This is a genomic window from Burkholderia sp. AU4i, assembly GCF_000466765.1.
Classification (GTDB): domain Bacteria; phylum Pseudomonadota; class Gammaproteobacteria; order Burkholderiales; family Burkholderiaceae; genus Burkholderia; species Burkholderia cepacia.
In genome coordinates this window covers 72696-98220 of the sequence record NZ_ASSI01000016.1, presented here as the reverse complement: position 1 = coordinate 98220, position 25525 = coordinate 72696, and the positions used below count along the sequence as shown (strand labels likewise).

Genomic DNA, 25525 nt, shown 5'->3' with positions numbered 1-25525 from the left:
CTGACGGCGGGCTCAAAGCCACGTGCCGCCCTGCCGCTCGTCCGGCTCCCCGGCGAGCGCATCGAAATCGTGAATCCAGTCCAGGTGATGCAGCACGCTGTCGCGCTCGGCCAGACGCGCGTTGCGTGCCTGCGCGGCCGGCCCGTCGGGCAGGTGAAGCACGTCAGCCACGGAAATCGACGCGTACTGCACCTTGCGCGTGCGGCCGCGACGCAGCCGCTCGTACGCTTCCTGCGCTTCGCGCCAGTTGCCCGGCCCGGCCTGCGCCAGTTGCGCCGCCAGCACCACCGCATCCTCGATCGACTGGTTCGCCCCCTGCCCGTGGTGCGGCACCAGCGCATGCGCGGCGTCGCCGATCAGCGTCACGCGCCCGCGGCTCCAGCGGCCGAGCGGCGGCCGATGGAACAAGCCCCAGCGCTGGCTGATCGGCACCGCGGTGATCATCTGCACCACCGCCGGATGCCAGTCCCTGAATACACGCAGTTGCTCGCCCTCTTCCGACGGCATCACCCAGTCGCGCGACGGCCACGGTGACGGATGACGCTCGACCAGCAGGAAATTCTGGTCGCCGTCGTCGCCGATCGGATAGTGCAGCAGGTGCCCGTGCGGCCCGATCCAGTACTGCAGCGTTTCGGGATCGGGCAGCAGGCTCAGCCGCGCGGCCGGCACCACGCCGCGAAACCCCGAACAGCCCGAATACAGCGCATCGTCGTAGCCGAGCATCCAGCGCCGCGTGATCGAGCGCGCGCCGTCGGCGCCGACCACGAGATCGGCGTCGATGCGCACGCCGTTGTCGAACGCCAGCGTGACGCGATCGGCGTGCTGCACGAGATCGGTCAGCCGGTGGCCAAGATGGATGCTGTCGAGGCCGACCGCCTTCGACAGCACGGCCTGCAGATCCGCGCGATGCACGCCCCAGTACGCGCCGCCGAATTGCCGGCGATAGTCGGGCTCGCCGCGATGATGGCCGATCACCGCGCCGCTGCGGCCGTCGCGATAGACGAGCCCCGGGATGTCCGCGCACACCGCGTCGAAGGCCGCACGCAGGCCCATGCGTTCGTAGAAGCGCGTCGCATTGGCCGACAGCGCGACGGCCGCGCCGACTTCGCGCAGCACCTCCGTCTGTTCGTAGATCTGCGCGTCGATGCCGTGCTCGCGCAGCGCGAGCGCGAGCGTCAGGCCGCCGATCCCGGCGCCGACGATCGCAATCTTCAGGTTCGTCTGCATGATGAAGGTGTCTCCGATATTCCGATGTGGGGTGTGCGACGTGCGCAGCGGCCATGCCGATTGCATGGGCCGTATCGGTATTCTCGGGAGCCGACTTTCATTCCACAATAAAATGAAATGAATCTGCATCATCACCGGATGCAATGAACCGGGCGAGGCAAAACCTATGGAACTGAGCGATATCGACCTCAACCTGCTGCTGCTTTTCCAGCGGCTGATGCAGGAACGGCGCGTGTCGAGCGTCGCCGAGCAGATGAACATGAGCCAGCCGGGCGTGAGCAACGCGCTCGCGAAGCTGCGCCGCCGGCTCGGCGATCCGCTGTTCGTGCGCGGGCCGGGCGGCGTGGTGCCGACGCCGTTCGCGCTGCGCCTGGCGGAACCCGTGTCGCACGCGCTCGCGACCCTGCACGCCGCGCTCAATCCCGAGACCGGTTTCGATCCGCTGCGCGCCACGCGCACGCTGACGATCGGCATGACCGACATCGGCGAAGTGGTGTTCCTGCCCGCGCTGCTCGAACACCTGTCGCACGCGGCGCCGGGCATCGCGCTCAATACCGTGCGCAACACGAGCATCAACCTCGGCGACGAAATGGCCGACGGCCGCGTCGATCTCGCGATCGGCCTGCTGCCGCAGCTCAAGGGCGGCTTCTATCAGCGCAGGCTGTTCGATCAGCGTTATGTGTGCCTGTTCCGGCGGGGGCATCCGCTCGAGGACGCGCCGCTGACGGTCGACGCATGGCGCAATGCCGAACATCTGGTCGTGGTGTCGGCCGGCACCGGTCACGGGCAGGTGGACGAATGGCTGAAGCGCCGTCGCGTGACGCGACAGGTGCGGCTGACGGTGCCGCATTTCATGAGCGTCGGCTACATCCTGCAGCGCACCGACCTGATCGCGACGGTGCCCGAGCATCTCGCGCAACAGCTCGCCGCACCGTTTTCGCTGGGCTGGCGCGCACTGCCCGTCGCGCTGCCGGGTACGCCGATTCACATGCTCTGGCATGCACGGGTCAACCAGGACGAGGGGAACCGGTGGCTGCGCGACGTCGTGGTCGATCTGTTTGCGCAGACCGGCACGCGGGCACGCAGGGCCGTGCCCGGCCGGACGAAGTAGTCAGCCGAGCGTGCGTTGCGATGTCGCCCGGACATGCGCGCCGCGCATTTCGACTACATTGCCGAATGCGGCGATGATCCCGGTCACCGGCCGCCTCGTCCTCTTTCAACCAGCAGGAAATCAAGCCATGTCTGTCTCGATGAAGAAATTCGCAGCCGTCACCGGCGCCGGCTCCGGCATCGGTCGCGCAGCGGCCGTCGCGCTCGCCCAGGCGGGATTCACCGTCGCGCTGCTCGGTCGCACGGAGGCCTCGTTGCGCGAAACGCAGGACGCGATCCGCGCCGCCGGCGGCGACGCGCACGCGTTTCCTGCGGACGTCACCGACGAAGCATCGGTCGACCGCGCGTTTGCGCAGATCGCGCAGCAGTTCGGCCGGCTCGACGTGCTGTTCAACAATGCCGGCCGCAACGCGCCGCCAGTTTCGCTCGACGAATACGAATTCGACGTGTGGAACGGCGTCGTCGCGACGAACTTGACCGGCGTCTTTCTGTGCGCGCGGGCCGCGTGGCGCCTGATGAAAGCGCAAACGCCGCAGGGCGGCCGCATCATCAACAACGGCTCGATCTCGGCGCATGCGCCGCGCCCCGATACGATCGCGTACACGGCCACCAAGCATGCGGTGACCGGCATCACCAAGGCGCTGGCGCTCGACGGCCGCCGGTACAACATCGCGTGCGGCCAGATCGACATCGGCAACGCCGCGACGTCGCTCACGGAACGGATGACGCAAGGCGTCCCGCAAGCCGACGGCAGCCTCGCGCCCGAAGCGCGGATGGACGTCACGCACGTCGCGAACGCGATCGTCCAGATGGCGAACCTGCCGCTCGACACCAACATCCTGAACATGACGATCATGGCGACGGCCATGCCGTTCGTCGGGCGGGGGTAAGCGCGCGGCGGGGAATCCCGATCGGGCCGCACGCGTCCGGAGCGCTGCATCGCCGGGCCGGCCCGAATCAGCCCTGCTCAGGTCGCCGCGAGATATCGCTGCGGCGATTCGCCCGTGATCCGTCGGAACATGACGATGAACGCGCTCGCGCTGCGATACCCGAGGTCTTTTGCCACCTGCGCAACCGACTGGCCGAGCGCGAGGCGCGTGATCGCTTCCGCGACGCGCATCTGCTGCCGCCAGGCCACGAACGTCAGCCCCGTCTCGGCATGCAGCCGGCGCGCGAGCGTACGGCCGCTCGCGCCGAATTGCTCGCCCCAGAAGTCCAGCGTGAGATCGCTCGCGGGGTCGTTCATCATGTGCTCGCACAGCTTGAGCAGGCGCTCGTCGCGCGGCAAGGGCACACCCGGCTCCGCGAGGCTCGGCGTTTCCGCCAGCACTTTCATCAGCAACGACGCGGCGAGCCCGGCACGGCTCGTGGCCGTATAAGTGTCCGCCCCGTCGACCACCGTGAGCGCGAGTTCCCGCAGCAACACCGACACGGCGATGACCGCCGGCTCTTCCCAAGGCCACGGAAACACTTCGGGTTCCACATAGACGCTGCATAGCGCGGTGTCGCCCACCGCGTGCAGTTCGTGATCGACGTCCGACGGCAGCCACACCGCCCGCGACGGCGGGAGCGTCCACGTTCGGGCCGGCGTGAGCACGCGGACGACGCCCTTGGCTGCAAAGACGAGCTGGCCATGGCGATGCTGATGCCAAGCCACGCGTTCGCCTTGACGGTAGTTCACGAGGGTCGCCGCCACTTGGCGCGGCAGCGGCACCCGCGCCAGCGGATAGCGCTTGAGCAGGAAGGCCTTCATCGGAGATGGTCGAAAGGAAGTGCGCCATGATATTTCAAATTCACCAAATTCTGTCAAAAATTCGATATCGCGTGTCTACCTTTCGGCTGCGCGAGGCATTAATCTCCTTATCCATCAATGGTTACGGCCAAACCCCGTTCCTCAAATTTAATACGTCTCATTCTTATCTATGAGACACAACACGTGCAGCCAGCACGTCCGCACGACCTCCGACGACTTATGCCTCCGATTGCCTCATTGCTCCGCTACTCACGCTGGTTGCTGCCGGTCGCGCTGCTCGCGAGTCTCGCGAGCGGCTTCGCGAACGCGGCGCTCGTGGCACTCATCAACCAGGCGTTGCAAGCATCGGGCGCACAGCTGACGCACCTGGGCATGCGCTTCGTACTGCTCGCCGCGCTGGTGCTCGTGACGCGCATCGGCTCGCAGGCGCTGTTCATGTATCTCGGTCAACGCGTCAAGGCTCAACTGCGCATGCAGACGATCGGACGCATTACCGCCGCGTCGTTCCGCGACCTGGAGCGGTGCGGCGCGGCCCGCGCGGTGGGCGCGCTGACCCAGGATCTCGACAGCATCGTCGTGTTCTTCGTGAGCCTGCCCTCCATTGCGATGCAGGGCGCCGTGATCGTCGGCTGTCTCGCGTACCTTGGCATGCTCTCGCTGCCGATCCTCGCGGTCGCGCTGGGCGTGCTCGGGGCCGGCACGCTCGGCACGCAGCTGGTGAGCGCCCGTGCGCTGCGTCATCTGCGCGCATCGCGCGACCGCGAGGACACGCTGCTGAACCAGTTTCGCGCGTTGTTCGACGGCGCCAAGGAACTCAAGCTGCATCGCGCACGCGCGAACGCGTTCGTCGGCAGCGAGCTCGCACCGCACGTGGAAGCGGTGCGCGTGCAGCGCACGCGCGGCTATGTGCTGCACGCGCTCGCGGCAAGCTGGGGCAATTTGCTGCTGTTCGGCTTCGTCGGCCTCACGACTTTCGTGCTCGCGCATCTGTTCGGCGCCGACGCACACGTCATGTCGGGCTACGCGCTCGTGTTCCTCTATCTGATCATGCCCGTCGAAGGGCTGCTCGCAGCGCTACCGTCGCTCAACTCGGCACGCGTTGCGTTCGAGCGCATCGGCGCGCTCGAAGCGGCGCTGCCTGCCGAACCTGGCAATCACGCCGATTCCGCCCCCGCCCCGGCCGAAGGATTCTCGCGCATCGCGTTCGAAGGTGTCGAACATCGCTATGTGCGCGAAAGCGACGACGGCCTGTTCACGCTCGGGCCCATCGATCTGACGTTCGACGCCGGAGAGCTCGTGTATCTCGTCGGTGGCAACGGCAGCGGCAAGACCACGCTCGCGAAGCTGCTCGTCGGCCTTTACGCGCCCGAGCGCGGCCGTCTGCTCGTCGACGGCGTCGCCGTGGACGACACGACGCGTGCCGCGTATCGACAGCGATTCTCGGTGGTCTTCAGCGATTTTCATCTGTTCGATTCGCTGCTCGGCCTGACCGGCGAACGCGAAGGGATGGCGCGTACGTTGCTCGTCGCGCTGCAACTCGACCACAAGGTGCGCATCGAGCGCGGCACGTTCTCCACGCTCGCCCTTTCGCAAGGTCAGCGCAAGCGCCTCGCGCTGCTGGTCGCATTCCTGGAGGATCGACCGTTCTACGTCTTCGACGAATGGGCGGCCGATCAGGACCCGGCCTTCAAGGACGTGTTCTATCGCACGCTGCTGCCCGCGCTGAAGGCGAACGGCAAGACCGTGCTGGTTATCACGCACGACGATCGCTACTTCGACCTCGCCGACCGGCTCATCAAACTCGAGAACGGACGCATCGCCGCGATGACCGCGGACACGGCCGGCGCGGACAACGCGCGGCGTACGGGCGGCAACGACATGGCGAGCGCGGCATGAGCGATATCGTGCGCGACGAAGCAGCCCGCTCCGCATGCGGCGACACCGGCAATGCCGCGACGTTCTCGCTCGAACGCGTGTCGTACGTCGCCAGCGGCCGTCCCCTGCTGCAATCGATCAATCTCGCGATCGAACCCGCATGCGTGACCGGGCTGGTCGGGCACAACGGTTCGGGCAAATCCACGCTCGTCAAATTGCTCGCTCGTCAGCTCGCCCCCACTGCCGGCACGATTCGCTATGCGGGCAAGCCGCTCGCCGACTGGGGCGCACGCCAGTTCGCGCGCGAGGTCGCGTATCTACCGCAGCAGACGCCGCCCACCGACGGCATGACCGTGCACGAACTGGTCGCCCTCGGGCGTTATCCGTGGCATGGCACGCTCGGACGCTTCGGAGACGAAGACGCCGCGCACGTCGAGCGCGCGATGCGTGCAGCGGATGTGCTCCGTCACGCCGATCGCCCCGTCGACGTACTGTCGGGCGGCGAGCGTCAACGTGCATGGCTGGCGATGCTGGTCGCACAGGACTGCCGCTGCATGCTGCTCGACGAACCGACGTCGGCGCTCGACCTCAACCATCAGCTCTCCGTGCTCGAACTCGTGCGCACGCTCTGCGCGACGAGGGCGATGAGCGCCGTCGTCGTCCTGCACGACGTGAACATGGCCGCGCGGTTCTGCGACCGTATCGTTGCGCTGCGCGAGGGCCGTCTGCTGATGCGCGAGCGCGCCGCCGACATCATGGACCCGGTACACCTCGAATCGATCTACGGCGTGCCGATGCGCGTGAGCGCCGATCCGGTCAGCGGACGGCGCCTGGGGTTTCCGGCATGAACCTGCTCGTCGCGAATCCGCGCCGCCGGCAACTGCTCGTCGCGCTCGCCGCGCTCGCCGGCTCAGGCCCATGGTTCTCCGCGCGATGCGCCGCTGCCGCGGTCGCACGATTCCCGCACCGCATCGTGGTGCTCAACTGGGAACTGACGGAAACGCTGCTCGCGCTCGGGCGCGCGCCCGTCGGCATTCCGTTGCCCGACTGGTATGCGAGCGGCATCGTGACGCCGCCGTTGCCGCCCGGCGTCGCCGATGTCGGCCTGCTCTATCAGCCGAATTTCGAGGTGCTGCTCGCGCTCGCGCCGGATCTCATCATCGTCACGCCGGCGCATGCGGCGCTGATGACGCCGCTCCGACGCATCGCGCCGACGCTCACGCTGGGCACATACATGAGCGCTGCACGGCCGCTCGAAGTGCTCTGCGACGAAACATCCGCGATGGGGCGCGCGATCGATGCGCCGCTATGCGCCGCCGAGCTGATCGCCGCCGCGCAACGGGAATTCGCGTCGGCGGCCACCCGGATCGCGAGCACCGGGGCTCACCCGGCGCGCGCCGTGATCGTCGCCGAAGCACTCGACGAGCGACATTTTCGCGTCTATGGCACGGGTAGCCTGTTCGACGACGTGCTCGCGCGCATCGGTGTCGACAATGCCGCCCATCCTCGCGACGCGGCGCGCCGCGCGTCCTCCACGCCATGGCGCACCTCCGTAACCGGCTCGGCCACCGTCGCGCTGGAACGCCTGTTCGATGTCCCGCATGCGGACATTCTGCGGATCGGGCCGCTGCGCGCCGACGTGCGTGCCGCGCTGAACCGGAGCCCGTTGTGGCGTGCGTTGCCTGCCGTGCGCGAGAAACGCGTCGCAGTACTGCCGGTGATCGCGGCCTTCGGCGGACTCGTGTCGATGCAGCGCTTCGCCGCGGCCGTCTCGATCGCCCTCACCACACTCGAGCACGGCGGAGGCGGCCTTGCGTAACCTCGTGCTGGCCGGACGCGTCGCGCGGACAAGCGATCGGCGCCTGGCGCTGGTCGGCGCCATGGCCGTACTCGCCGCCTGCCTCACCGCCACGGACGTGCATCGCGTATTCGCGGGCGCATCCTTTTGGCACGCGCTCGCGGCCACCGCCGATACGCAGGACGTGGGGGCCTTGCTCGTCCACTACAGCCTGCTGCCGCGCGTCGCGATGACGCTGCTGTGCGGCGCCGCACTCGGTCTCGCGGGCACGCTGATGCAACAGGTGCTGCGCAATCCGCTCGCCGAACCCATGACGCTCGGGGTGTTCCCGGGCGCGTATCTCACGCTGTCCGTCGCGACGATCTGGATGCCCGGCTGGTTGGCCATGGGTCGAAGCACGCTGGCGCTGGCGGGCGGCGCGGCCGCGATGCTCGTCGTGTTCGCGCTGGCATGGGCGCAACGTATGTCGCCGCTCGGCGTGATCCTCGGCGGCATGGTGGTGAACCTGTACTGCGGCGCAATCAGTCTCGCGATCTCGGTGGTGCATTTCGACAGGCTTGCGGGCTTGCAGATCTGGGGCGGCGGCGCGCTCGACCAGAACGGCTGGCAACCGACGCTGCATCTGGGCATGCAGCTCGCCGCCTGCGCGGGCGGCGCCGCACTGCTCTATCGTCCGCTGAATCTGTTCGACGCAGGCGACACGACGGCGCGCCATCTCGGTGTCGCGGTCGGATGGGTGCGCGGCGCCGCGTTGTTCGTCGCGGTCGCGCTCACGGCGTTCGTGGTCGCCGAAGTGGGCGTCATCGGCTTCATCGGCCTGGCCGCACCGTTGCTGGCCCGCCTGGCCGGCGCGCGGCAATTGCGCGCGCGGCTCCTGTGGTCACCGCTCACCGGCGCGGCGCTGCTGTGGCTCACCGATGAAATCGTGCGCACGGCCGCGCGGGCCGACCTGTTTTCCGCGCACGTGATCGCAACCGGAAGCGCGACCGCGATCGTGGGCGTGCCGCTGCTCGTCGGGTTGCTGCCGCGTTTGCGCACGCGGCCCGATGCGCATGCGGCAGCGGGCCCCCGGCAGGATCGCCGCGCGCCTCGTGCGATCGCGCTGGTGTGGGCCATGCTGCTGCCGCTCGCCTGCCTGCTGTCGCTGGCGGTCTCTCGCGGCCCCACCGGCACGAGCGTCGCAACGCTCGCGCAAATCGAAAGCCTGCTGTTCTGGCGCGGCCCCCACCTCGTCGCGGCGCTGGCGGCGGGCGCCCTGCTGGCAGTCGCGGGAACATTGCTGCAACGCATGAGCGCGAATCCGATGGCGAGTCCCGACGTGCTCGGTGTGGGTTCCGGCGGCATGTTCGGCATGGTCGCCGTGCTGTTTCTCGGTCACCGCCTCGTTCCCGCCGCGCTGGTGGCTGGCTGCGTGGCCGGCACGTTCGCGACGTTGGTGCTGCTCGTCTGGTTCGGACGGCGCGCGCGATTCGCGCCCGAGCGCCTGCTGCTCGTCGGGCTGTCGATCAGTGCGCTGTTCAACGCGGTAGTCGGCGCGCTGATGTCGAGCGGCGATCCGCGCGCGGGCGTGCTCGTCGATCTGCTGATCGGATCCACCTACTACGTCGCGCCTGGCATCGCATGGAGCGTCGCGGCACTGGCGCTCCTCACGCTCGCCGTTGCACCGCTGACCGGACGCTGGCTCGCCGCTCTGGCGCTCGGCACGGACGTCGCGGCGAGCGTCGGCGTGCCCGTGGGTCGCGCGCGCTTCGCATTGCTGCTGCTGGCGGCCATGTCAACGGCGGCGGCTACCGTGATTGTCGGGCCGTTGTCGTTCGTCGGGCTGATCGCCCCGCATATCGCACGGTTTTCCGGTGCGCGCCGCCCCGTGCCGCAGCTCTATCTGGCCGCAACCCTCGGCGCGCTGCTGATGGTGACGGCGGACTGGCTCGGGCGGCAGATCGCTTTTCCGCAGGAAATCGCGACCGGCCTCGTCGCCACGCTGCTTGGCGGACCGTGGCTCGTCGCGCTCGTGATGCTGCGCGGGTTGCGGCGGTAATTGCGTCACGGGTCGCGGGATCGACCACGATGTCGGTCCGGCGATTGTTCGGTAGTGCATGGATTCAAGACAGACGAGGCCGTCAGATGCCCGTCGATAAAGATCGTCCCCCCCATTTTTCAACCCGCCGCTGGCGGGAGGAAGCAGTTCGACGTTTTTCAACATCGGGATGATCAACCATGACAACGAGAATGGACCACCCTCGCGCGCGGCGCGTGACGACGGGACGATGCAGCGGTGCCCCGCTCGCCTTTTCGGCGCTGTGCCTCGCCTCCTCGTGGGCGAACGCGCAAGGCTCGCCCGCCCCGGTCGGCGACACGCTGCCCGTCTTGACGGTGGTGGGCACAAAGGACGCCGACGCGACAACCGAAGGCAGCGGCAACTACGCTGCAAAGTGGGCCACCATCGGCGGAAAAGTCGCGCAATCGATCAAGGAGACGCCGAACTCGGTCTCGGTACTCACGCGCGAGCGGATGGACGACCAGAACGTCACGACCATCCAGCAGGCGTTGCGCTCCGTGACCGGCGTCAGTTCGATCGACTACGGCGACGGTACCGCGTACTTCCGCGCGCGCGGCTCGCAGCTCGGCATTGAATTCGATGGGGTCCCGACACTGAGCGGCCTGCAGTACCAGTTGCAATTCGATCTGGCGATGTACGACCGCGTCGAAATCCTGCGCGGCCCGGCAGGCTCGATCGATGGCATGGGCGAGCCGGGCGGCGTCGTCAATCTCGTGCGCAAGCGCCCCCAGGATCAGTTCCACCTCGGCACGGAAACGCAGGTCGATTCGTTCGGCAGCGTGCGCCAGATGATCGACGTCACCGGGCCGCTGAACAAGGACGGCACGCTGCGCGGGCGCGCCGTTCTCGTGGGCGGCACCGGTACGCAATCCATAGAGCGCACGCGCAGCAAGGAGCTGATGGCCTATGGTGCGCTCGATTGGGACCTCACGCCGCGCACGACGCTGTCGTTCTCGGGCGGCTATCAGGTCTCGCCGATTTCCGGCATCGACTACGGTGCGGGCGGCGTGCTGAACAGCACGCGTACCGCGCTCACCGGGCGCGTGCCGAGCGAATATACGCGGAACTTCAGTCCGAGCTGGAACTACGCGTACACCTCGTTGCAGGAGGTCAACGCCAACCTCGTGCATCGGTTCGAAAACGCGTGGCAATCTTCGACCACGCTGTTCTACCGCCACGAACTCTCCAAGGCCTACTACGCGTACTCCGGCCCCGGTGCGACCGCAAACGGCCTCGCGCGCTTCGGAGACCAGCGGCAGCGCACGAGCTATGACTGGTTCGGCGCGGACACCAACGTATCCGGCCCGGTGCGCCTCTGGGGGCAGACGCATACGCTGACCATCGGCGCGAACTACGCCGTGATGACATCGGGCGCGCAGTCGGGTTACCGCGCGTTGAGCGGCCCGTACGGTGGCGCCTACAGTCTCTACGATCCCAATGCGGTCCCCGCCGTGGACGTACCGTACACGTTCGGCACCAATCACCGCACCGTTCAATACGGCGTCTATGCGCAGGCGCGTATCAAGCTCGCCACGCCGCTGACGCTCGTGCTCGGCGGCCGCGAGGCGTTCCTGCAGGACCGCACGCAGTCGACGTTGCCGAGCGTCGCGGACTGGACGACCAACGCACAGGTCAATCATCGCTTCCTGCCGTCCGCCGGCTTGCTGTGGGACATCGTGCCGTCGCTGACGGCCTATGCCAACTATGCGCGTTTCCTCGATGCGCAAACACAAGGCACGTACTCGGGGCCGGGCCTGCCGCCGCGCTCGGGTGAGCAGTACGAAGTAGGCGTAAAAAGCAGCCTGCTCGATGGCCGCCTGAATGCGAACGCCGCGCTGTTCCGCATCAACGACGACAACCGCGCCGTTGCCGATCCTGCCCATCAGTTCTATTACGTGGCCGCAGGCAAGGCACGCAATCAGGGTATCGAACTCGAACTCACTGGCCAGCCGACGCCGGACTGGAATCTCTATGCTGGCTACACGTATCTGAACGCCCACTACGAGAACGACTCGCCCGATCTCACCGACGGCACGGATCCGAAGCATTTGTTCAAGCTGTGGACCCGATATACGCTCTCGCAAGGCCCGTTACGCGGATTCTCGATCGGGGGCGGCATGCTCGCTCAAACGCGGATTTCGCGTGGCGTCGAACAGGGTGCCTATGCGGTTTTCGACGCACAAGCGGGATATCGTTTCAACAAGCACGTGACGGCGTCCTTGCAATTGAATAACGTGTTCAATCGCAGGTACTACATTCGTCCGCCCAGCACCTACTACAGCGTATTCGGCGATGCGCGCAACGTGATGTTGACCGTGCGTTCGGATTTCTAGGGGCCGCCGCGCGACGAATGCGTCGCGCGACGCATGGTGACCCTGCGCCCACGGAATAGTCTGACTTCTTCAAAAGTCACCCGCCTTCAAACATCCGGATCCGGACCGGTTCTTCGAAACGGATTCGTCGAAATCCTCAACGGCAAACTGCGAGCCGAATTGCCAAACCGCGAACGGTTTCGCAGTCGCGCCGAGGCCAAGGTGCTCATCGGACGCCGGCCCCACAGCGCTCATCGCTACCGACCTCCGGCCACGGTCCGTCGAGCGTGGCTGGATTCCGGCAATATCGACGCGAAACTCACTGCCTGATTGATCACGGAATTCCGCCGCAGGTCACATTGTTCGTGCACGGCATTTCGCGCCAAGCGGCGCGCGAAGCATGCGCCATTGCCCGGAAAAATGAATCGTGGCCATTGCGCGAAGTTGCTTTCCGGCCGGACGCGTCGTGTTGCTGCTTCACATCGACGGCCCCGGGCAAGACCATCATCGCCCGGGGCGCACATGTCTACGTAGTCACGCTGACGCTGGGTTCGAGCGCAGAGTGACTTTCCCCTGCCCCAGGCCGGATCTTGAACCAGATCGAGTACATGGCCGGCAAAAACACCAACGTAAGAATCGTTCCGGCGAACGTTCCTCCGATCAGCGTATAAGCCAGCGTGCCCCAGAACACGGAATGGGTCAGTGGAATGAACGCCAGCATCGCGGCAACCGCCGTCAGGATCACGGGCCTCGAGCGCTGCAGGGTGGCCTCCACTACCGCATCGAACGGCGCCATGCCCGCACGCGTGTTCTCTTCGATCTGGCCGATCAGGATCAGCGTGTTTCGCATCAGGATGCCGGAGAGCGCAATGAGCCCCACCAATGCGTTGATGCCGAAGGGCTGATTGAACAGCAGGAGTGTCGGCACCACGCCGATCAAACCCAGCGGGCTGGTCGCGAACACCATCATGGTCGCGGCAATCGAGCGCGTCTGGAAAATGATGATGAGCAGCGTCAGCGCAATCATGATCGGGAACAGCGGCGCGAGCGCATGGGTCGCCTTGTTGGCCTCCTCGATGGAGCCAGCCTCCTCGATCCGGTAGCCGCCCGGCAGCTTCGCGATGATCGGTTGCAATTGCGCGAGCATCGCGGTCGATACGTCGGGCGGTTGCAATCCTTCAGCGATATCGCCGCGCACGGTGATCGTCGGCGTTCGATCGCGACGGCGCAGGATCGGATCCTCCATGCGGATGTCGACCTTGCCGACCTGCGAGAGCGGCACCCGCTGCCCTGCGTTACCGATCAGCGTGAATCCCTCGATCCGTTGCGGGTCGAGCCGGGTGTCTCCCGCCGAACGCGCGACCAGTTCCACCGAACGAATGTCCTCGCGCACGTGCGTGACGGGAATGCCGGTCAGCAGGAATTGCAGTTGCTGCGCGACCGAGCTGGACGTCAGCCCGAACGACCCGAGACGCGTTTGATCGAGCGTGAAATGCACGGTGGGAACGCGCGGCCCCCAGTCGGCGTTCACCGTTCGCATCATCGGGCTGGCGTTCATGTTCCGCTCGACCTGCGCGGCGATGGTGCGCAACGTCCCCGCGTCCGGGCCCATGACCCTGAACGCGACGGGGTAAGGCGAGTAAGGGCCGAACACCAGCTGCGTGACGCGAACCTGCGCGCCGGGCACCAGACCTTCGGCGACGACCTTGCGCAGACGGAACTTGAGCGCTTCCCGCTGGTGCTCGTCGTTCGTGCGGATCACGATCTTCGAGAAGGACGAATCCGGCAGTTCCGGAGACATGGCCAGATAGAAGCGCGGCGCGCCCTGCCCGATGTACGAGGTCACGATCTGCGCTTCCGGCTGCTTCGCAAGCCAAGCCTCGACCTTTTCCGTTGCCGACGCGGTCTGCTCGATCGAAGTCCCGTAGGGCATCTGCACTTCGACGAGCACCTCCGGGCGATCGGACGTCGGGAAGAACTGCTTCTTCACCAGCCCCATGCCCATCACGGCGATCACGAACGATGCCACCACGATCCCGGCGACCATCCACTTGCGTCCGATCACGCGCCCGAGGAAACGGCGAAAGCGCTGGTAGTTCCGCGTGTTGTAGATCGCTGCGTGGCCGCCTTCGATCACGGCAATGTCGGGTAACAGCTTGACGCCGAGGTACGGTGTGAAGACGACGGCCACGACCCACGACGTGATCAGCGCGATGCCGACGATCCAGAACATGTTGCTCGTGTATTCGCCGGCCGTCGAGCGCGCGAAGCCGTTCGGCATGAAACCGACCGCCGTGACCAGCGTGCCCGACAGCATCGGCGCGGCCGTATGGCTCCACGCGTAAGCCGACGCCTGGACGCGGTTGTAGCCCTCCTCCATTTTCACGACCATCATTTCGATGGCGATGATCGCGTCGTCGACGAGCAGGCCCAGCGCGAGAATCAGCGAACCGAGCGTGATGCGGTCGAAGCTCTTGCCCGTGGCGGCCATCACGACGAAGACCCCCGCGAGCGTCAGCGGCACCGCCGCCGACACGACGATGCCGACGCGCCATCCCATGCTCGCGAAGCTCACGACCATCACCACGAGCAGCGCGACGAAGAACTTGACCATGAATTCGTCGACGGCCGAATGGATATTGACGGCCTGGTCGGTCACCTTCGTGAGGCTCATGCCCAGCGGCATCCCGGCATTGATCGATGCGACCTCCGCGTCGAGCGCCTTGCCGAGGTTGAGCCCGTTCCAGCCGTCCCGCATCACGACGCCGAGCAGCAACGCCGGTTCGCCGTTGTTGCGAATCTGGAACGTGGCCGGGTCTTCGTAACCGCGTTCGACGGTCGCCACGTCGGAGAGCTTCAACGTGCGGCCCTGAACGACGATCGGCGTGTCACGAATGGTCTGCAGCTTGTCGAACGCGCCTTCGACACGAATGAATACCTGCGCGCCCGCCGTATCGATCGAACCGGCCGGCGTCAGAACGTTCTGGTTGTTCAACGCGGCAAAGATCTCCTGGGGCGTCACGCCGAGCGTCGCGAGGCGGTCATGCGAAAACGAGACATAGATCCGTTCCGCCTGCTCGCCGATGATGTTCACCTTCTTGACGCCCGGCACATGCAGAAGCCGCTGGCGCAAGCCTTCGGCGTCGCGCACCAGCACTCGTTGCGGCTCGCCTTTCGCCTTGAGTGCGAACAGCGCGAACGTTACGTCGGAGTACTCATCGTTGACGAGCGGGCCGATCACGCCGGGCGGCAGGTTGCCCGCTTCGTCATGCAGCTTCTTGCGTGCCTGATAGAACTCCTCGGGCACGTCCGCGGGCGGCGTACTGTCGAGCAAGGTCACCGTGGTGAAGGCCAGCCCCGGACGCGTATAGGTCTCGGTCCGGTCGTACCAGCGCAGTTCCTGCATGCGCTTTTCGAGCGGCTCGGCCACCTGGTCCTGCATTTCCTGCGCGGTCGCGCCGGGCCATGCCGTGATGACCGTCATCGACTTGACGGTAAAGGGCGGATCTTCGGCCCGCCCCAGTTTCAGGAAGGCAACCACGCCGGCGATCGAGATCAGGATGATCAGAAACAGCGTGACCGAGCGCTCCCGCACCGCGAGCGCCGACAAGTTGAAGCCGCTCATTGCGCCGCTCCTTGCGCGGAGACGGATGCCGCGATCATCTTGTCGTTGGCGAGACGTACATGCTCGCCGTCGTGCAACAACTGGGCTCCGAGCGCGACGACCTGGTCGCCGTCGCGAAGGTCGCCCGTCACCGTCGCACTGTCGTCGCTCAACGCGATGACACGCACCTTGCGCCAGGTCACGCGCGACTGGGCCCGGTCGACCGCCCAGACCCCGGTGCCCGTGCCCGGATCGAACACGGCGCCGACCGGGACCACCATGCCGGCGGGTGCGTGGCCGGCATCGCCGGCAAGATCGAGCGTCACGGTCGCGCCGAGCGGCGCATTCGACAGCGCGCCCTGGAGGACGTACCGCGCCTCGTAGGTCCGTGTCAGCCGATCGGCGGAGTCGGAGAGCTGACGCAGGACGGCGGGAACAGGCTTCTGGGCCGCGCCGTACAGCGTCGCCTCGGCGATCGAGCCGGATGCGGGACGCAGCGTCTCGGGAAGCTGGACGACGGCCTCGCGGGGGCCGGCATGCGCGAGCCGCACGACGATTTGTCCCGGCGCGACGACCTGGCCGGGCTCCGCCAGCGTCTCGACCACCACGCCGTCGGCGTCCGCCATGACGACAGCGTAGCCGGACGCATTGTTGGCGAGCACGGCCTGCGCCTGCGCCGCGACGAGCTGGGCCTTGGCGGAGTCCGCGGCTGCCTTCAGCTGGTCATAGGTCGACGCCGAGACCGCGCCTGCCGCGACGAGATCCCGATAGCGCGCCTCATCGGCGGCGGTCTGCGTCGCGCGCGCCTGCGCCGCATCCACGAGCTTCTGCTGCGCACGGGCCTGCAGCCCCAGGTCGATCGGATCGATGCGCATCAGCGGCTGGCCGCGCTTGACCGTCTGGCCCGCGTCGACCAGCCGCTCGATGACCTTGCCCTGAACCCGGAAACCGAGATCGCTCTGAACGCGGGCGCCCACGACACCCGAAAACGACCGGCTCGCCCCTGCCGCGCCGTGAACGGCGCTCATACGTACAAGTGGCGCCTCGGTACGCGGATCGGCGGCCGGATGCTCGCCGCATGCCGCGAGCGCAAGCGAAGCCACGCCCAATGTGTAGACAAAATGATGGCGCCGGAACATGAGGTCCCCTCTCGCAAAGAACAGGAGCCCTCATTCTGATACCAGTGACCAATTCAGTCAACAGTCACAACACGATTCATGGAGCGAGACTTCTGAGGACCAGGTTCGCAAGCTGGGTCGTCGCCTCTTCCGCACCCTCGAGGTTGTACTGGAGCAGCAGCGGATTGAAATAGGGCTTCATCACCAGGAAGATCGCGTTCACCGCCTCGTCCTGCGGGGTCTTGCGTTCGAATTCGCCGGTTTCGCGCCCGAGCCGCAGGATCTCGGCGACGAGTTGCCGGATCTGGTCCTCATAACCCTGGACCGATGGCCACGGTGATGCGGCCGACACGGCGGCGATGTCGTAAAGCTTGCGATCCTGGAAGAAGAGCTCGCTTCCGGATGAAAGCAAGGTCTTGAACATACGGCGAAATTTTTCCGTCGCACTGTGTACGCCGTCGATGTTTTCCCTGACGGCGGTGATCATCGCCGCGAGGCGATTCGCGCAGATGACTTGACCGATCGCCTGTTTGGAATCGAAGAATTTGTAGATATAGGCTTTTGAAAACCCGATTTCCTTCGCGAGGTCGGAAACGGTGGTCTTTTCGTAGCCGTAGCGGCTGAAGTATTCCGTTGCGGCGTCGACGATCTGGGCGCGAACTTCGTGGTCCGAGGGGCCGCGGGACGGGGAGGCGGAGGGAGTCGGTTTGTTCATGTCTCAAGCTTAGCCCCTCACTCGCGAGTTGACAACTTGTGACCATATTGTATATTGGTCACACCATCCGCCCTCCGTTGCGCTCCCGAAATGATCATGCCCCTGCACCGTTCACTTGTTCTCCTGACCAGCGTCGCCGCCCTTTCGGCGTGCGCCGTGGGTCCCGACTACCACCGCCCGGATGCGCCGCTGGCGCAGCACTACATGACCCAGCCGCCCGCCGGCACGGCAAAGGCTCCGGTTGCCGATCTGTCCGCGTGGTGGGAAAGCTTCAACGACCCGCTGCTCACGCGTTACGTTTCGCAGGCGCTGGCGCAGAACCTGGACCTGGCCCAGGCCGTTGCGCAAATTACTCAGGCGCGTGCGCGCCTCGGCACGGCCAACGCGGCGCTCCTTCCGTCGGCTTCGGTTTCCGCGTCGGCGGCCCGTGCCTATCAGTCCGTCGACACGCCGTTGGGGCAGTTGCTCAATGCCACGCCGGGTTACGCGCGCTGGGGCACCGAGTACGAAACCAACCTGGAGGCCGGTTGGGAGATCGACATCTTTGGCGGTCTGCGCCGTCAGCGTGAAGCCGCGCTCGCCGATTACTCTGCGACGCAGGCGGCGGCGGTCGCCACCCGCCTTGCCGTCGCGGCCCAGACCGCTGATATCTACGTGACGATCCGGGGGCTTCAGACTCGCCTGGACATCGCGACCCGGCAGGTGCAGACGCAGCAGGCGCTGCTCGCGGACGTGAAACTCCTGTATTCGAAGGGTGCGGCGGCCGACTATCAGGTTCAGCAGGCGCAAGGCGCGCTCGACCAGGTTCAGGCCGGCGTGCCCGTCCTGCTCGCGGCGCTCGATGCAGCGTCGAACGCCCTCGACGTGATGCTCGGCTCCCCTCCCGGCACGCACCGCGCGGAGCTGAGCCCGCCGTCCGTGATCCCCGTTGCGCCGTCGCTCGCGGAAATGGGCACGCCGGCCGATCTGCTGCAAAGACGTCCCGACCTGATCGCCGCCGAACGTCACCTCGCCGCGGCCAATGCGCGCATTGGCGCCGCGATCGGCGAGTACTACCCGACGGTCTCGCTGAACGCCTTCCTCGGCAGCGCGACCGCCGCCGCCACCGGCACGTTGTTCTCGGGCGGCGCCAACCAGGCGGCCGGCCTCGTCGGGCTGCGCTGGCGCCTGTTCGATTTCGCACGCATCGGCGCCGATGTCGAAGCGGCGAAAGGCGCCGACGCGCAAGCGCTCGCGGCCTATCGGCAGGCCGTGCTCCGCGCGTCCGAGGACGTCGAAAACTCGCTCTCGTCATTGGTGAACCGACAGGCGCAGGCGGCCACGCTGTCGCATGCCGAGTCGTCGTTTTCCCGCGCCAAGGATGCGTCGATGACCGCGTACCGCAGCGGTGCGGCGAGTTTCATCGACGTATTGCACGCCAACGAGACGCTGCTCCAGGCCGCCGACGCGCGTGCGCAAGCACAAACGGAATCCGCACGTGCGGCGATCTCGACGTTCAAGGCGCTCGGCGGCGGCTGGGATCCGGCAGCGCACGTCGGGCAGACATCGCTGACTTCACGCTGACGAAGCCGCCCAGCATTGGCGCGCGCGACGAAACCCGCGCACTTTCCGGGTTCGCGCGAGTGCGAACCGCACCATTGCCGTGCGCGTCGCGCCCGCAATCGAGCAGCGTCTCGCGCGTCACAGCACCCATCGCGCGGCCGTCATCGAATTGCGCTAAATTGGGCCTGATTTCGTTTGAACCCGCCGTCGGGTAAAGGCACGCAATGCCCGTACGGGCGCACTCCAGGGCGCGAAGAATGAACGACAAGGATCCTGTCGATTTCGGGCAACCCGTTGCAGACGACACGCTCGCCAGACGGTTTCTCCTGCGAGATGCGCCCACCGTACGGGCCGGCGTTTTCTCCCACGGGCAACCGATCTCGTTCACCCGGTTGATCAACCCGCGGCCCCAACCGGGGCGCTCGCTCACGCCGCAGCCGGAAGAAGCCTTTGTCTTCCAGATGCCGCTGATACTCGGCCCCGATCCCGGCCTCCGTTATTCGAGCGGCAACCTCGATGCTTCCGCATCGTGCAGTCCGGGCAGTTGTTATCTGCTCGACCTGCGCGCGAGCCCGACGCGCCGTCTCGACATGCCGTTCGATACCATGCGGCTCTATCTGGCCCAGGGCGCGATCGAGGAGTTCACCGATCAAAAAAGGCGCCGGCGCATAGGCGGGCTCGTGCAGCCGCATCTCGGCGCCAGCGACCCGGTGCTGTTCAGTCTGTCGCATACGCTGCAGGCGGTCCTGCAGCAGCCCGACCAGACGAGTGCGCTGTTCATCGATTACCTCGCGCTGGCGTTTTGCGAACACGTGGTCACACGCTATGGCCGAGCCGATCCGGCACTCCGGCCACGCCGCTCCGGACTCGCTCCGTGGCAGATGCGGCGCATCGAGGATTATTTCGCGTCCCACCTGCACGACAATCCGTCGATCGCCGATCTCGCGCGCGAGTGCAATCTCTCCACCAGCTACTTCGGCGAAGCCTTCAAGCAGACCACCGGCAGCACGCCCCATCAGTGGCTGCTCAAGCGCCGTATCGAGCGCGCGAAATCGCTGTTGCGGGAAACCGATGCGAGCCTGGCCAGCATCGCATCGGACTGCGGATTTTTCGACCAGAGTCATTTTTCGCGCGTGTTCTCGCGTCTCGAGGGATGCGGGCCGAAAGACTGGGCGCAGCGGAACCGATAGCACCGGACAAATGCAAACGTCGTGAGCGGCGCGCGTGCGCCCGCTCGATACGCGTCGACTCACCACGCCCCCCCGCCTCCCGATCCGAATTCAGCCACTGCCCCCGGTATTCGACGGTCGTCCGCGAATCGTCCAACGAATCGTTGTTTTATACAAGATCGCGCGGGCACCCCGCAGGTACGCTTCTCTCACATCGAATCGCCGATGCCTCCGTGGCTCGTCACTCGTTGATCGGGTGGCCATCGCGGTCCGGCCGTTTCATTTCGGCGCACCTGCCGAGACAGCACGTAGGTTTTCCCGTAAAGCCCCGCGCGGCCGCCCGCCCCGAAACGGCATGGCGCTGCGCCGGTCCGCCCAACCCTCCTGGAGTCGACGCATGAAGAATCGCGATACGTCTACGCGTCTTGATCACGCAACGGGTGCGCCCGTCACCGACAATCTGAACATCGAAACGGCCGGCCCGCGCGGTCCCGCGCTGCTGCAGGATATCTGGCTGATCGAGAAACTCGCGCACTTCGACCGCGAGGTCATTCCCGAACGACGCATGCACGCCAAAGGATCGGGCGCGCACGGCGTATTCACGGTGACGCACGACATCTCGCGCTACACCAAGGCAAAACTCTTTTCGGAAGTCGGCAAGGCAACGCCGGTATTCATGCGCTTCTCGACCGTCGCCGGCGAGCGCGGCGCCGCGGATGCCGAGCGCGACATCCGCGGCTTCGCGGTGAAGTTCTATACGGAAGAAGGAAACTGGGACATCGTGGGCAACAACACGCCCGTGTTCTTTTTCCGTGACCCGCTGCGTTTTCCCGATCTCAACCACGCGATCAAGCGCGACCCGCGCACGGGACTGCGCAGCGCAAACAGCAACTGGGACTTCTGGACGCTCCTGCCGGAAGCGCTTCACCAGGTCACGATCGTCATGAGCGACAGGGGTATCCCGCGCACCTATCGCCACATGCATGGATTCGGCAGCCATACGTTCAGCCTCGTCGATGCCGACAACCGGCGAACGTGGGTGAAATTCCACTTCCGTACACAGCAAGGCATCGCGAATCTGACCGACGGCGAAGCCGAACAGCTCGTGGGCAAGGATCGCGAAACGCATGGCCGCGACCTTTACGAAAGCATCGAACGCGGCGACTTCCCGCGCTGGACCCTCTTCATTCAGGTGATGAACGACGATGAAGCCAGGGCGCTGCCGTTCAACCCGTTCGACCTGACCAAGGTCTGGCCGAAAAGCGATTTCCCGTTGATCGAGGCAGGCGTGCTCGAATTGAACCGCAACCCGGGCAATTATTTCGCCGAGGTCGAGCAGGCGGCGTTCTCGCCCGCGAACGTCGTGCCCGGCATCGGCTTTTCGCCGGACAAGATGCTGCAGGCGCGGCTGTTCTCTTATGGCGACACGCAACGTTATCGGCTGGGCGTGAACTTCAATCACATTCCCGTCAATGCGCCGAAGTGCCCCTTCCACAGCTACCACCGCGACGGCGCCATGCGCACCGACGACAACCTCGGCGGCACACCGTCCTACTACCCGAACAGTTCCGGCGAGTGGGAAGTGCGGCCCGATCTTCACGAGCCGCCGCTGCGGATCGAAGGCGACGCCGCACATTGGGACCACCGCGTGGACGTCGATCACTTCGCGCAGCCCGGAAATCTGTTTCGCCTGATGAGCCAGGCGCAACAACAATTGCTGTTCGATAACACCGCTCGCCAGATGGCCTCCGTCCACGCGCATATCCAGGAGCGCCACATCGTCAATTGCGCGAAGGCCGACCCCGAGTACGGCGCGGGCGTTCGCGAGGCGCTGGCAAGAATCGGGGCAACGACTGCGACGAAGTAGCCGGCCATTCGCGTGCGGCGTCCGCCACGACGCCGGCATCCGCTCACATTTCGATGGAGAACCGTCATGTCGCAGGTCATTCAGGATGTCGCCGTGCCCGACAGTCAGCTTGCGCGGGAAATTACCGAGTTCGTGCGCGACACGTCCACCCCGCTGCTCTTTCATCATTCGAGCCGCGTCTATTTGTTCGGCGCCCTGGAGGGCGCGCGCCGCGGCCTGAAATTCGATCCGGAACTGTTGTACGCGGGCGCCATGTTCCATGACATCGGCCTCACCGGCGCGTACAGCAGCGCCACCGAACGCTTCGAAGTCGACGGAGCCAATGCGGCCCGCGAGTTTCTCTCGGGCCGGGGCATCACCGCGGCCGACATCGATCTCGTCTGGACGGCCATTGCGCTGCATACCACGCCGGGCATTCCGCGCCATATGCACCCGGTCGTTGCACTGGTAACCGCCGGGGTCGAGATGGATGTGCTCGGACTTTCATACCACGCGTTCTCGCACGAGGAACGCGAAGCCGTGACGCGTGCGCATCCGCGTCCGCCGCACTTCAAGGAAGAGATCATTCAGGCGTTCTACAACGGCATCAAGCACAAACCGGAGACCACGTTCGGCAACGTGAAAGCCGACGTGATCGCCGACAAGGAGCCTCATTTTCATCGGGGGAATTTCTGTTCCGTCATCCGCAACTCGGCATGGCCGGGTTGACGATGCGGTGTCCCGCGCATCGATGCCCGGCCAGTCGCGCCGCGCCAACCGATCGCGACCGCATGCTGGTCCGCATAGGCAGAAAACACCGGCGATCGCATCGTGCGAGACGGCAGGCCGGTGTCCATCAACGGAATCATTCACACTGAGGTGAACATCATGGGCAAGCTTGCAGGGAAAGTGGCCGTTGTAACCGGTGCATCGAAGGGTATCGGCGCCGCCATCGCCAAGGCGCTCGCGGCAGAGGGCGCGTCGGTCGTCGTGAACTACGCAAGCAGCAAGGCCGGCGCGGACGACGTCGTGTCCGCCATCACCACGGCCGGTGGGAAAGCCGTTGCCGTGGGCGGCGACGTGTCGAAGGCGGCCGACGCGAAAGGCATCGTCGATGCGGCGATCGAAACGTATGGCCGCCTCGACATCCTCGTCAACAACTCGGGCGTCTACGAGTTCGCACCGATCGAAGCGTTCACGGAAGCGCAATACCGCAGGCAGTTCGACATCAACGTGCTCGGGGTCCTGCTCACGACACAGGCCGCCGTCCAGCACCTCAGCGAAGGCGCCAGCATCATCAATGTCAGCTCGGTCGTCTCGACGCTCACACCGGCGACGACCGCCGTCTACAGCGGCACGAAAGGCGCGGTGGATTCCATCACCGGCGCGCTCGCACGTGAACTCGGGCCGCGCGGTATTCGCGTGAACACGATCAATCCGGGCGTGATCGTGACCGAAGGCGCGCAAAGCGCCGGGGTGATCGGGTCGGAATTCGAGCATTCGGCGGTCAGCCAGACGCCGCTCGGGCGCGTGGGCAGACCGGACGACGTCGCATCGATTGCGGTTTTCCTCGCCTCCGACGACGCAAAGTGGCTGACGGGCGAGCACATCGTCGCCAGTGGCGGCATGCGCTGACGCAGGTTCGCGAAACCGCGGGCGTACGGTCGACATCGACAAACAGAAATGTGACGGTCGTTCCGGATCGCCCGCAGTTCAGTGGGTTGCCGCGTGAAATCGAAGCGTGACGACTGCAGTCGCTGAAACGAAACGACGATGCCCACACTTCCAGAAGCGTGACCCGCCTGCGCGGGTCGCTGCTCGCCGCCACGCTGCAAACCGGCGGACGCCGGTGCGACGAGCCGTTTGCGATCGCCAGCTCGACACGATGCTCCGTATGCCCTGCCGCCACAAAGCAGCCATTCGAATCGCGGCTTAAAGCTTCAACTTTCTATTTGCCCACTCAGCGCACGTACGCTTTATCCAGACGCATGCTGCATTGCCAAATGCCCAAGCGGGATTCATGTCAAAGGCAAAACGCGCCGGGCAACGGTATAACCAAGCGAAATTTCCACATCAGGTGCATGTTGACAGACATCGGGATCGTTCCATGCACTTGCCAGCGGTAGCCAGCCTGACAGAAAGCCTGCTCCGCCGCAGATGGCGCCCCCACCGTCGCCGCCGAACGTCAGTCCCGCCTGGGTCGTCAACTCCATCTTGTACGGATCGGAGGCAATGTGCAGACCGAATGCGTTCGCGACGCGATGGAATTCCCAGTCACGACGAAAGCCAGCCTCCGGCCGTTCAAGCTGGCCGGAGGAGAGAGCCCACTGGCGTCGCCACGTGGCTTCCTCGGGGCTGATGTCGGTTGGATAGCGATCGCAGGGCACATGATCGCCCCACCGAAACAGCGTGGTCGCGCCAGTACCGCAGAGATATTCCCATTCGTCCGGAGTCGGCAGACGGAATCCCGCTTCGATGAAGTTCGTCGCAATTGCCGCATGTGACAGGTCGTTCTCATCGGCCCGCTCAGCGATGATGTGACCGCTATCGGTGACTGTCACACGGGTGGTGACGTCACCGAAGCTGGTCACGCCGCGCGGATGCTGCTGCAACAGCGCCTGCACTTCTGCATCTGAGGAATCGATCTGCCGCCAGCCCACCTCCGCGTATTGATTTTCGACCAGTAGCGGAGCCACTGTTGCGATCCTGATCTCGCTGGTACGGGCGTCGACATAATCGTGCAACGATTCTTCGATGCCGTACTCCCGAGCGGTATCCCGCCAGCTTTCGATCATGTCGGGTGTCGGTGTCCAATTGGCTACATCAAAGCCTAATTGGACGGTGTTGCCCGGAATTAGCGAGAAACGTGCTGCCCCTAGAGTGAACTGAGCTATTTCACATTGTCGGCCCGCGAGCTCGAATGAGCGAACCGCGTCGAAAGCAAACCCAGTGGGCAACACTTGTGCAAGTTCGTACGATGCGCGCTCTCTTTGAGAAGGCGCTGCATGCTGCCATTCGGAAAAATTGTCATACAAAGCCATCTCGGAACTCTCTTGGTGAAGTGACTGTGTCTTTTGCCGTGAAACGGTATGACTCTAACTCGGCCCCAGAAATAATAAATCGCAATCGCGGGCGAGACTGCCCAAAACTGTCACGAATGGTGTTCGTTGCGGGTCGAATTGTCGGCGATGTGGAGCGCAATGGCGGATGTCCATAACTGGCCGAATAGCGCCAGACGTTCGCCACGCTGCTACCGCCCTTCGAATCCGAACGGATTGACCTCCGGCATTGATAGACTTGTGCCCGACGTTTTCGTCCCTGAACACCTCGTATCGATGCCCCCAAAGTCCAGCCAGGCTGACGTGCGTGATTTGAGGAACCAGTGGCAAAGCGTCTT

Annotated in this window: 18 protein-coding genes and 1 pseudogene; 13 read left to right on the top strand and 6 right to left on the bottom strand. The window is 65.5% G+C overall.

The genetic code is table 11. From position 1 onward, the window contains the following. Nucleotides 1-12: 12 nt before the first annotated feature. Complete coding sequence (locus L810_RS03160) at nucleotides 13-1227, bottom strand: FAD-dependent oxidoreductase (RefSeq protein ID WP_042972998.1); 1215 nt, start codon at nucleotides 1225-1227, stop codon at nucleotides 13-15. A 166-nt stretch (nucleotides 1228-1393) separates the two neighbouring features. Between L810_RS03160 and L810_RS03155 the strand changes: the two genes are divergently transcribed. Both L810_RS03155 and L810_RS03150 read left to right on the top strand, forming a co-directional pair. Beyond that, nucleotides 1394-2338, top strand: coding sequence for a LysR family transcriptional regulator (locus L810_RS03155; protein ID WP_021156934.1), 945 nt, complete (start codon nucleotides 1394-1396; stop codon nucleotides 2336-2338). A gap of 127 nt (nucleotides 2339-2465) precedes the next feature. Next, the gene (locus tag L810_RS03150) at nucleotides 2466-3227 is read left to right on the top strand and encodes an SDR family oxidoreductase (RefSeq protein ID WP_042972997.1); all 762 of its coding nucleotides are present in this window, start codon (nucleotides 2466-2468) and stop codon (nucleotides 3225-3227) included. 77 nt (nucleotides 3228-3304) lie between these two features. Here L810_RS03150 and L810_RS03145 read toward each other — a convergent pair whose 3' ends face one another. Further along, the gene (locus tag L810_RS03145; RefSeq protein WP_042972995.1) at nucleotides 3305-4090 is read right to left on the bottom strand and encodes an AraC family transcriptional regulator; all 786 of its coding nucleotides are present in this window, start codon (nucleotides 4088-4090) and stop codon (nucleotides 3305-3307) included. 219 nt (nucleotides 4091-4309) lie between these two features. Here L810_RS03145 and L810_RS03140 point away from each other — a divergent pair, with 219 nt between their 5' ends. From L810_RS03140 to L810_RS44605, 6 genes and pseudogenes are all read left to right on the top strand, one after another. Continuing rightward, complete coding sequence (locus L810_RS03140; protein WP_042972993.1) at nucleotides 4310-5986, top strand: cyclic peptide export ABC transporter; 1677 nt, start codon at nucleotides 4310-4312, stop codon at nucleotides 5984-5986. Beyond that, nucleotides 5983-6813, top strand: a complete 831-nt coding sequence (locus L810_RS03135) for an ABC transporter ATP-binding protein (RefSeq protein WP_021156930.1) — start codon at nucleotides 5983-5985, stop codon at nucleotides 6811-6813. The genes L810_RS03140 and L810_RS03135 overlap by 4 nt, the downstream gene beginning before the upstream one ends. Continuing rightward, nucleotides 6810-7784, top strand: coding sequence for an ABC transporter substrate-binding protein (locus L810_RS03130; RefSeq protein ID WP_021156929.1), 975 nt, complete (start codon nucleotides 6810-6812; stop codon nucleotides 7782-7784). Before L810_RS03135 ends, L810_RS03130 begins: the two co-directional genes overlap by 4 nt. Continuing rightward, nucleotides 7777-9801 (top strand): Fe(3+)-hydroxamate ABC transporter permease FhuB, encoded by a 2025-nt coding sequence (fhuB, locus tag L810_RS03125; RefSeq protein ID WP_021156928.1) that lies wholly within the window; start codon nucleotides 7777-7779, stop codon nucleotides 9799-9801. Before L810_RS03130 ends, fhuB begins: the two co-directional genes overlap by 8 nt. Before the next feature lie 191 nt (nucleotides 9802-9992). Then, a complete protein-coding gene (locus L810_RS03120) occupies nucleotides 9993-12155 on the top strand; it encodes a TonB-dependent siderophore receptor (protein WP_021156927.1) in 2163 nt (720 codons plus the stop codon). Nucleotides 12156-12218: 63 nt separating this feature from the next. After that, nucleotides 12219-12464 (top strand): annotated as a pseudogene (locus L810_RS44605) (IS3-like element ISBcen23 family transposase); the annotation flags it as partial. A 196-nt stretch (nucleotides 12465-12660) separates the two neighbouring features. Here L810_RS44605 and L810_RS03115 read toward each other — a convergent pair. The 3 genes from L810_RS03115 to L810_RS03105 form a co-directional block, all read right to left on the bottom strand. Further along, nucleotides 12661-15759 carry an efflux RND transporter permease subunit gene (locus L810_RS03115; RefSeq protein ID WP_021156925.1) on the bottom strand — a complete coding sequence of 1033 codons (3099 nt, stop codon included), beginning with the start codon at nucleotides 15757-15759 and terminating at the stop codon, nucleotides 12661-12663. Beyond that, nucleotides 15756-16877 (bottom strand): efflux RND transporter periplasmic adaptor subunit, encoded by a 1122-nt coding sequence (locus L810_RS03110; protein ID WP_021156924.1) that lies wholly within the window; start codon nucleotides 16875-16877, stop codon nucleotides 15756-15758. Before L810_RS03110 ends, L810_RS03115 begins: the two co-directional genes overlap by 4 nt. 76 nt (nucleotides 16878-16953) lie before the next feature. Continuing rightward, the gene (locus L810_RS03105; protein WP_021156923.1) at nucleotides 16954-17571 is read right to left on the bottom strand and encodes a TetR/AcrR family transcriptional regulator; all 618 of its coding nucleotides are present in this window, start codon (nucleotides 17569-17571) and stop codon (nucleotides 16954-16956) included. Between the two features lie 96 nt (nucleotides 17572-17667). On the opposite strand from L810_RS03105, the gene L810_RS03100 reads away from it, so the two are divergent. From L810_RS03100 to L810_RS03080, 5 genes are all read left to right on the top strand, one after another. Next, on the top strand, nucleotides 17668-19134 hold the full coding sequence (locus tag L810_RS03100) for an efflux transporter outer membrane subunit (protein WP_042973023.1): 1467 nt from the start codon (nucleotides 17668-17670) through the stop codon (nucleotides 19132-19134). 236 nt (nucleotides 19135-19370) lie between these two features. Beyond that, nucleotides 19371-20303 carry a helix-turn-helix domain-containing protein gene (locus L810_RS03095; RefSeq protein ID WP_021156921.1) on the top strand — a complete coding sequence of 311 codons (933 nt, stop codon included), beginning with the start codon at nucleotides 19371-19373 and terminating at the stop codon, nucleotides 20301-20303. Between the two features lie 376 nt (nucleotides 20304-20679). After that, a complete protein-coding gene (locus tag L810_RS03090) occupies nucleotides 20680-22149 on the top strand; it encodes a catalase (RefSeq protein ID WP_021156919.1) in 1470 nt (489 codons plus the stop codon). A 66-nt stretch (nucleotides 22150-22215) separates the two neighbouring features. Further along, the gene (locus L810_RS03085) at nucleotides 22216-22857 is read left to right on the top strand and encodes an HD domain-containing protein (protein WP_021156918.1); all 642 of its coding nucleotides are present in this window, start codon (nucleotides 22216-22218) and stop codon (nucleotides 22855-22857) included. 159 nt (nucleotides 22858-23016) lie between these two features. Next, nucleotides 23017-23763 carry an SDR family NAD(P)-dependent oxidoreductase gene (locus L810_RS03080; protein WP_021156917.1) on the top strand — a complete coding sequence of 249 codons (747 nt, stop codon included), beginning with the start codon at nucleotides 23017-23019 and terminating at the stop codon, nucleotides 23761-23763. 383 nt (nucleotides 23764-24146) lie between these two features. Here the strand turns inward: L810_RS03080 and L810_RS43865 are convergent, their stop codons facing one another. After that, complete coding sequence (locus L810_RS43865; protein ID WP_155836104.1) at nucleotides 24147-25169, bottom strand: hypothetical protein; 1023 nt, start codon at nucleotides 25167-25169, stop codon at nucleotides 24147-24149. Nucleotides 25170-25525 lie beyond the last annotated feature (356 nt).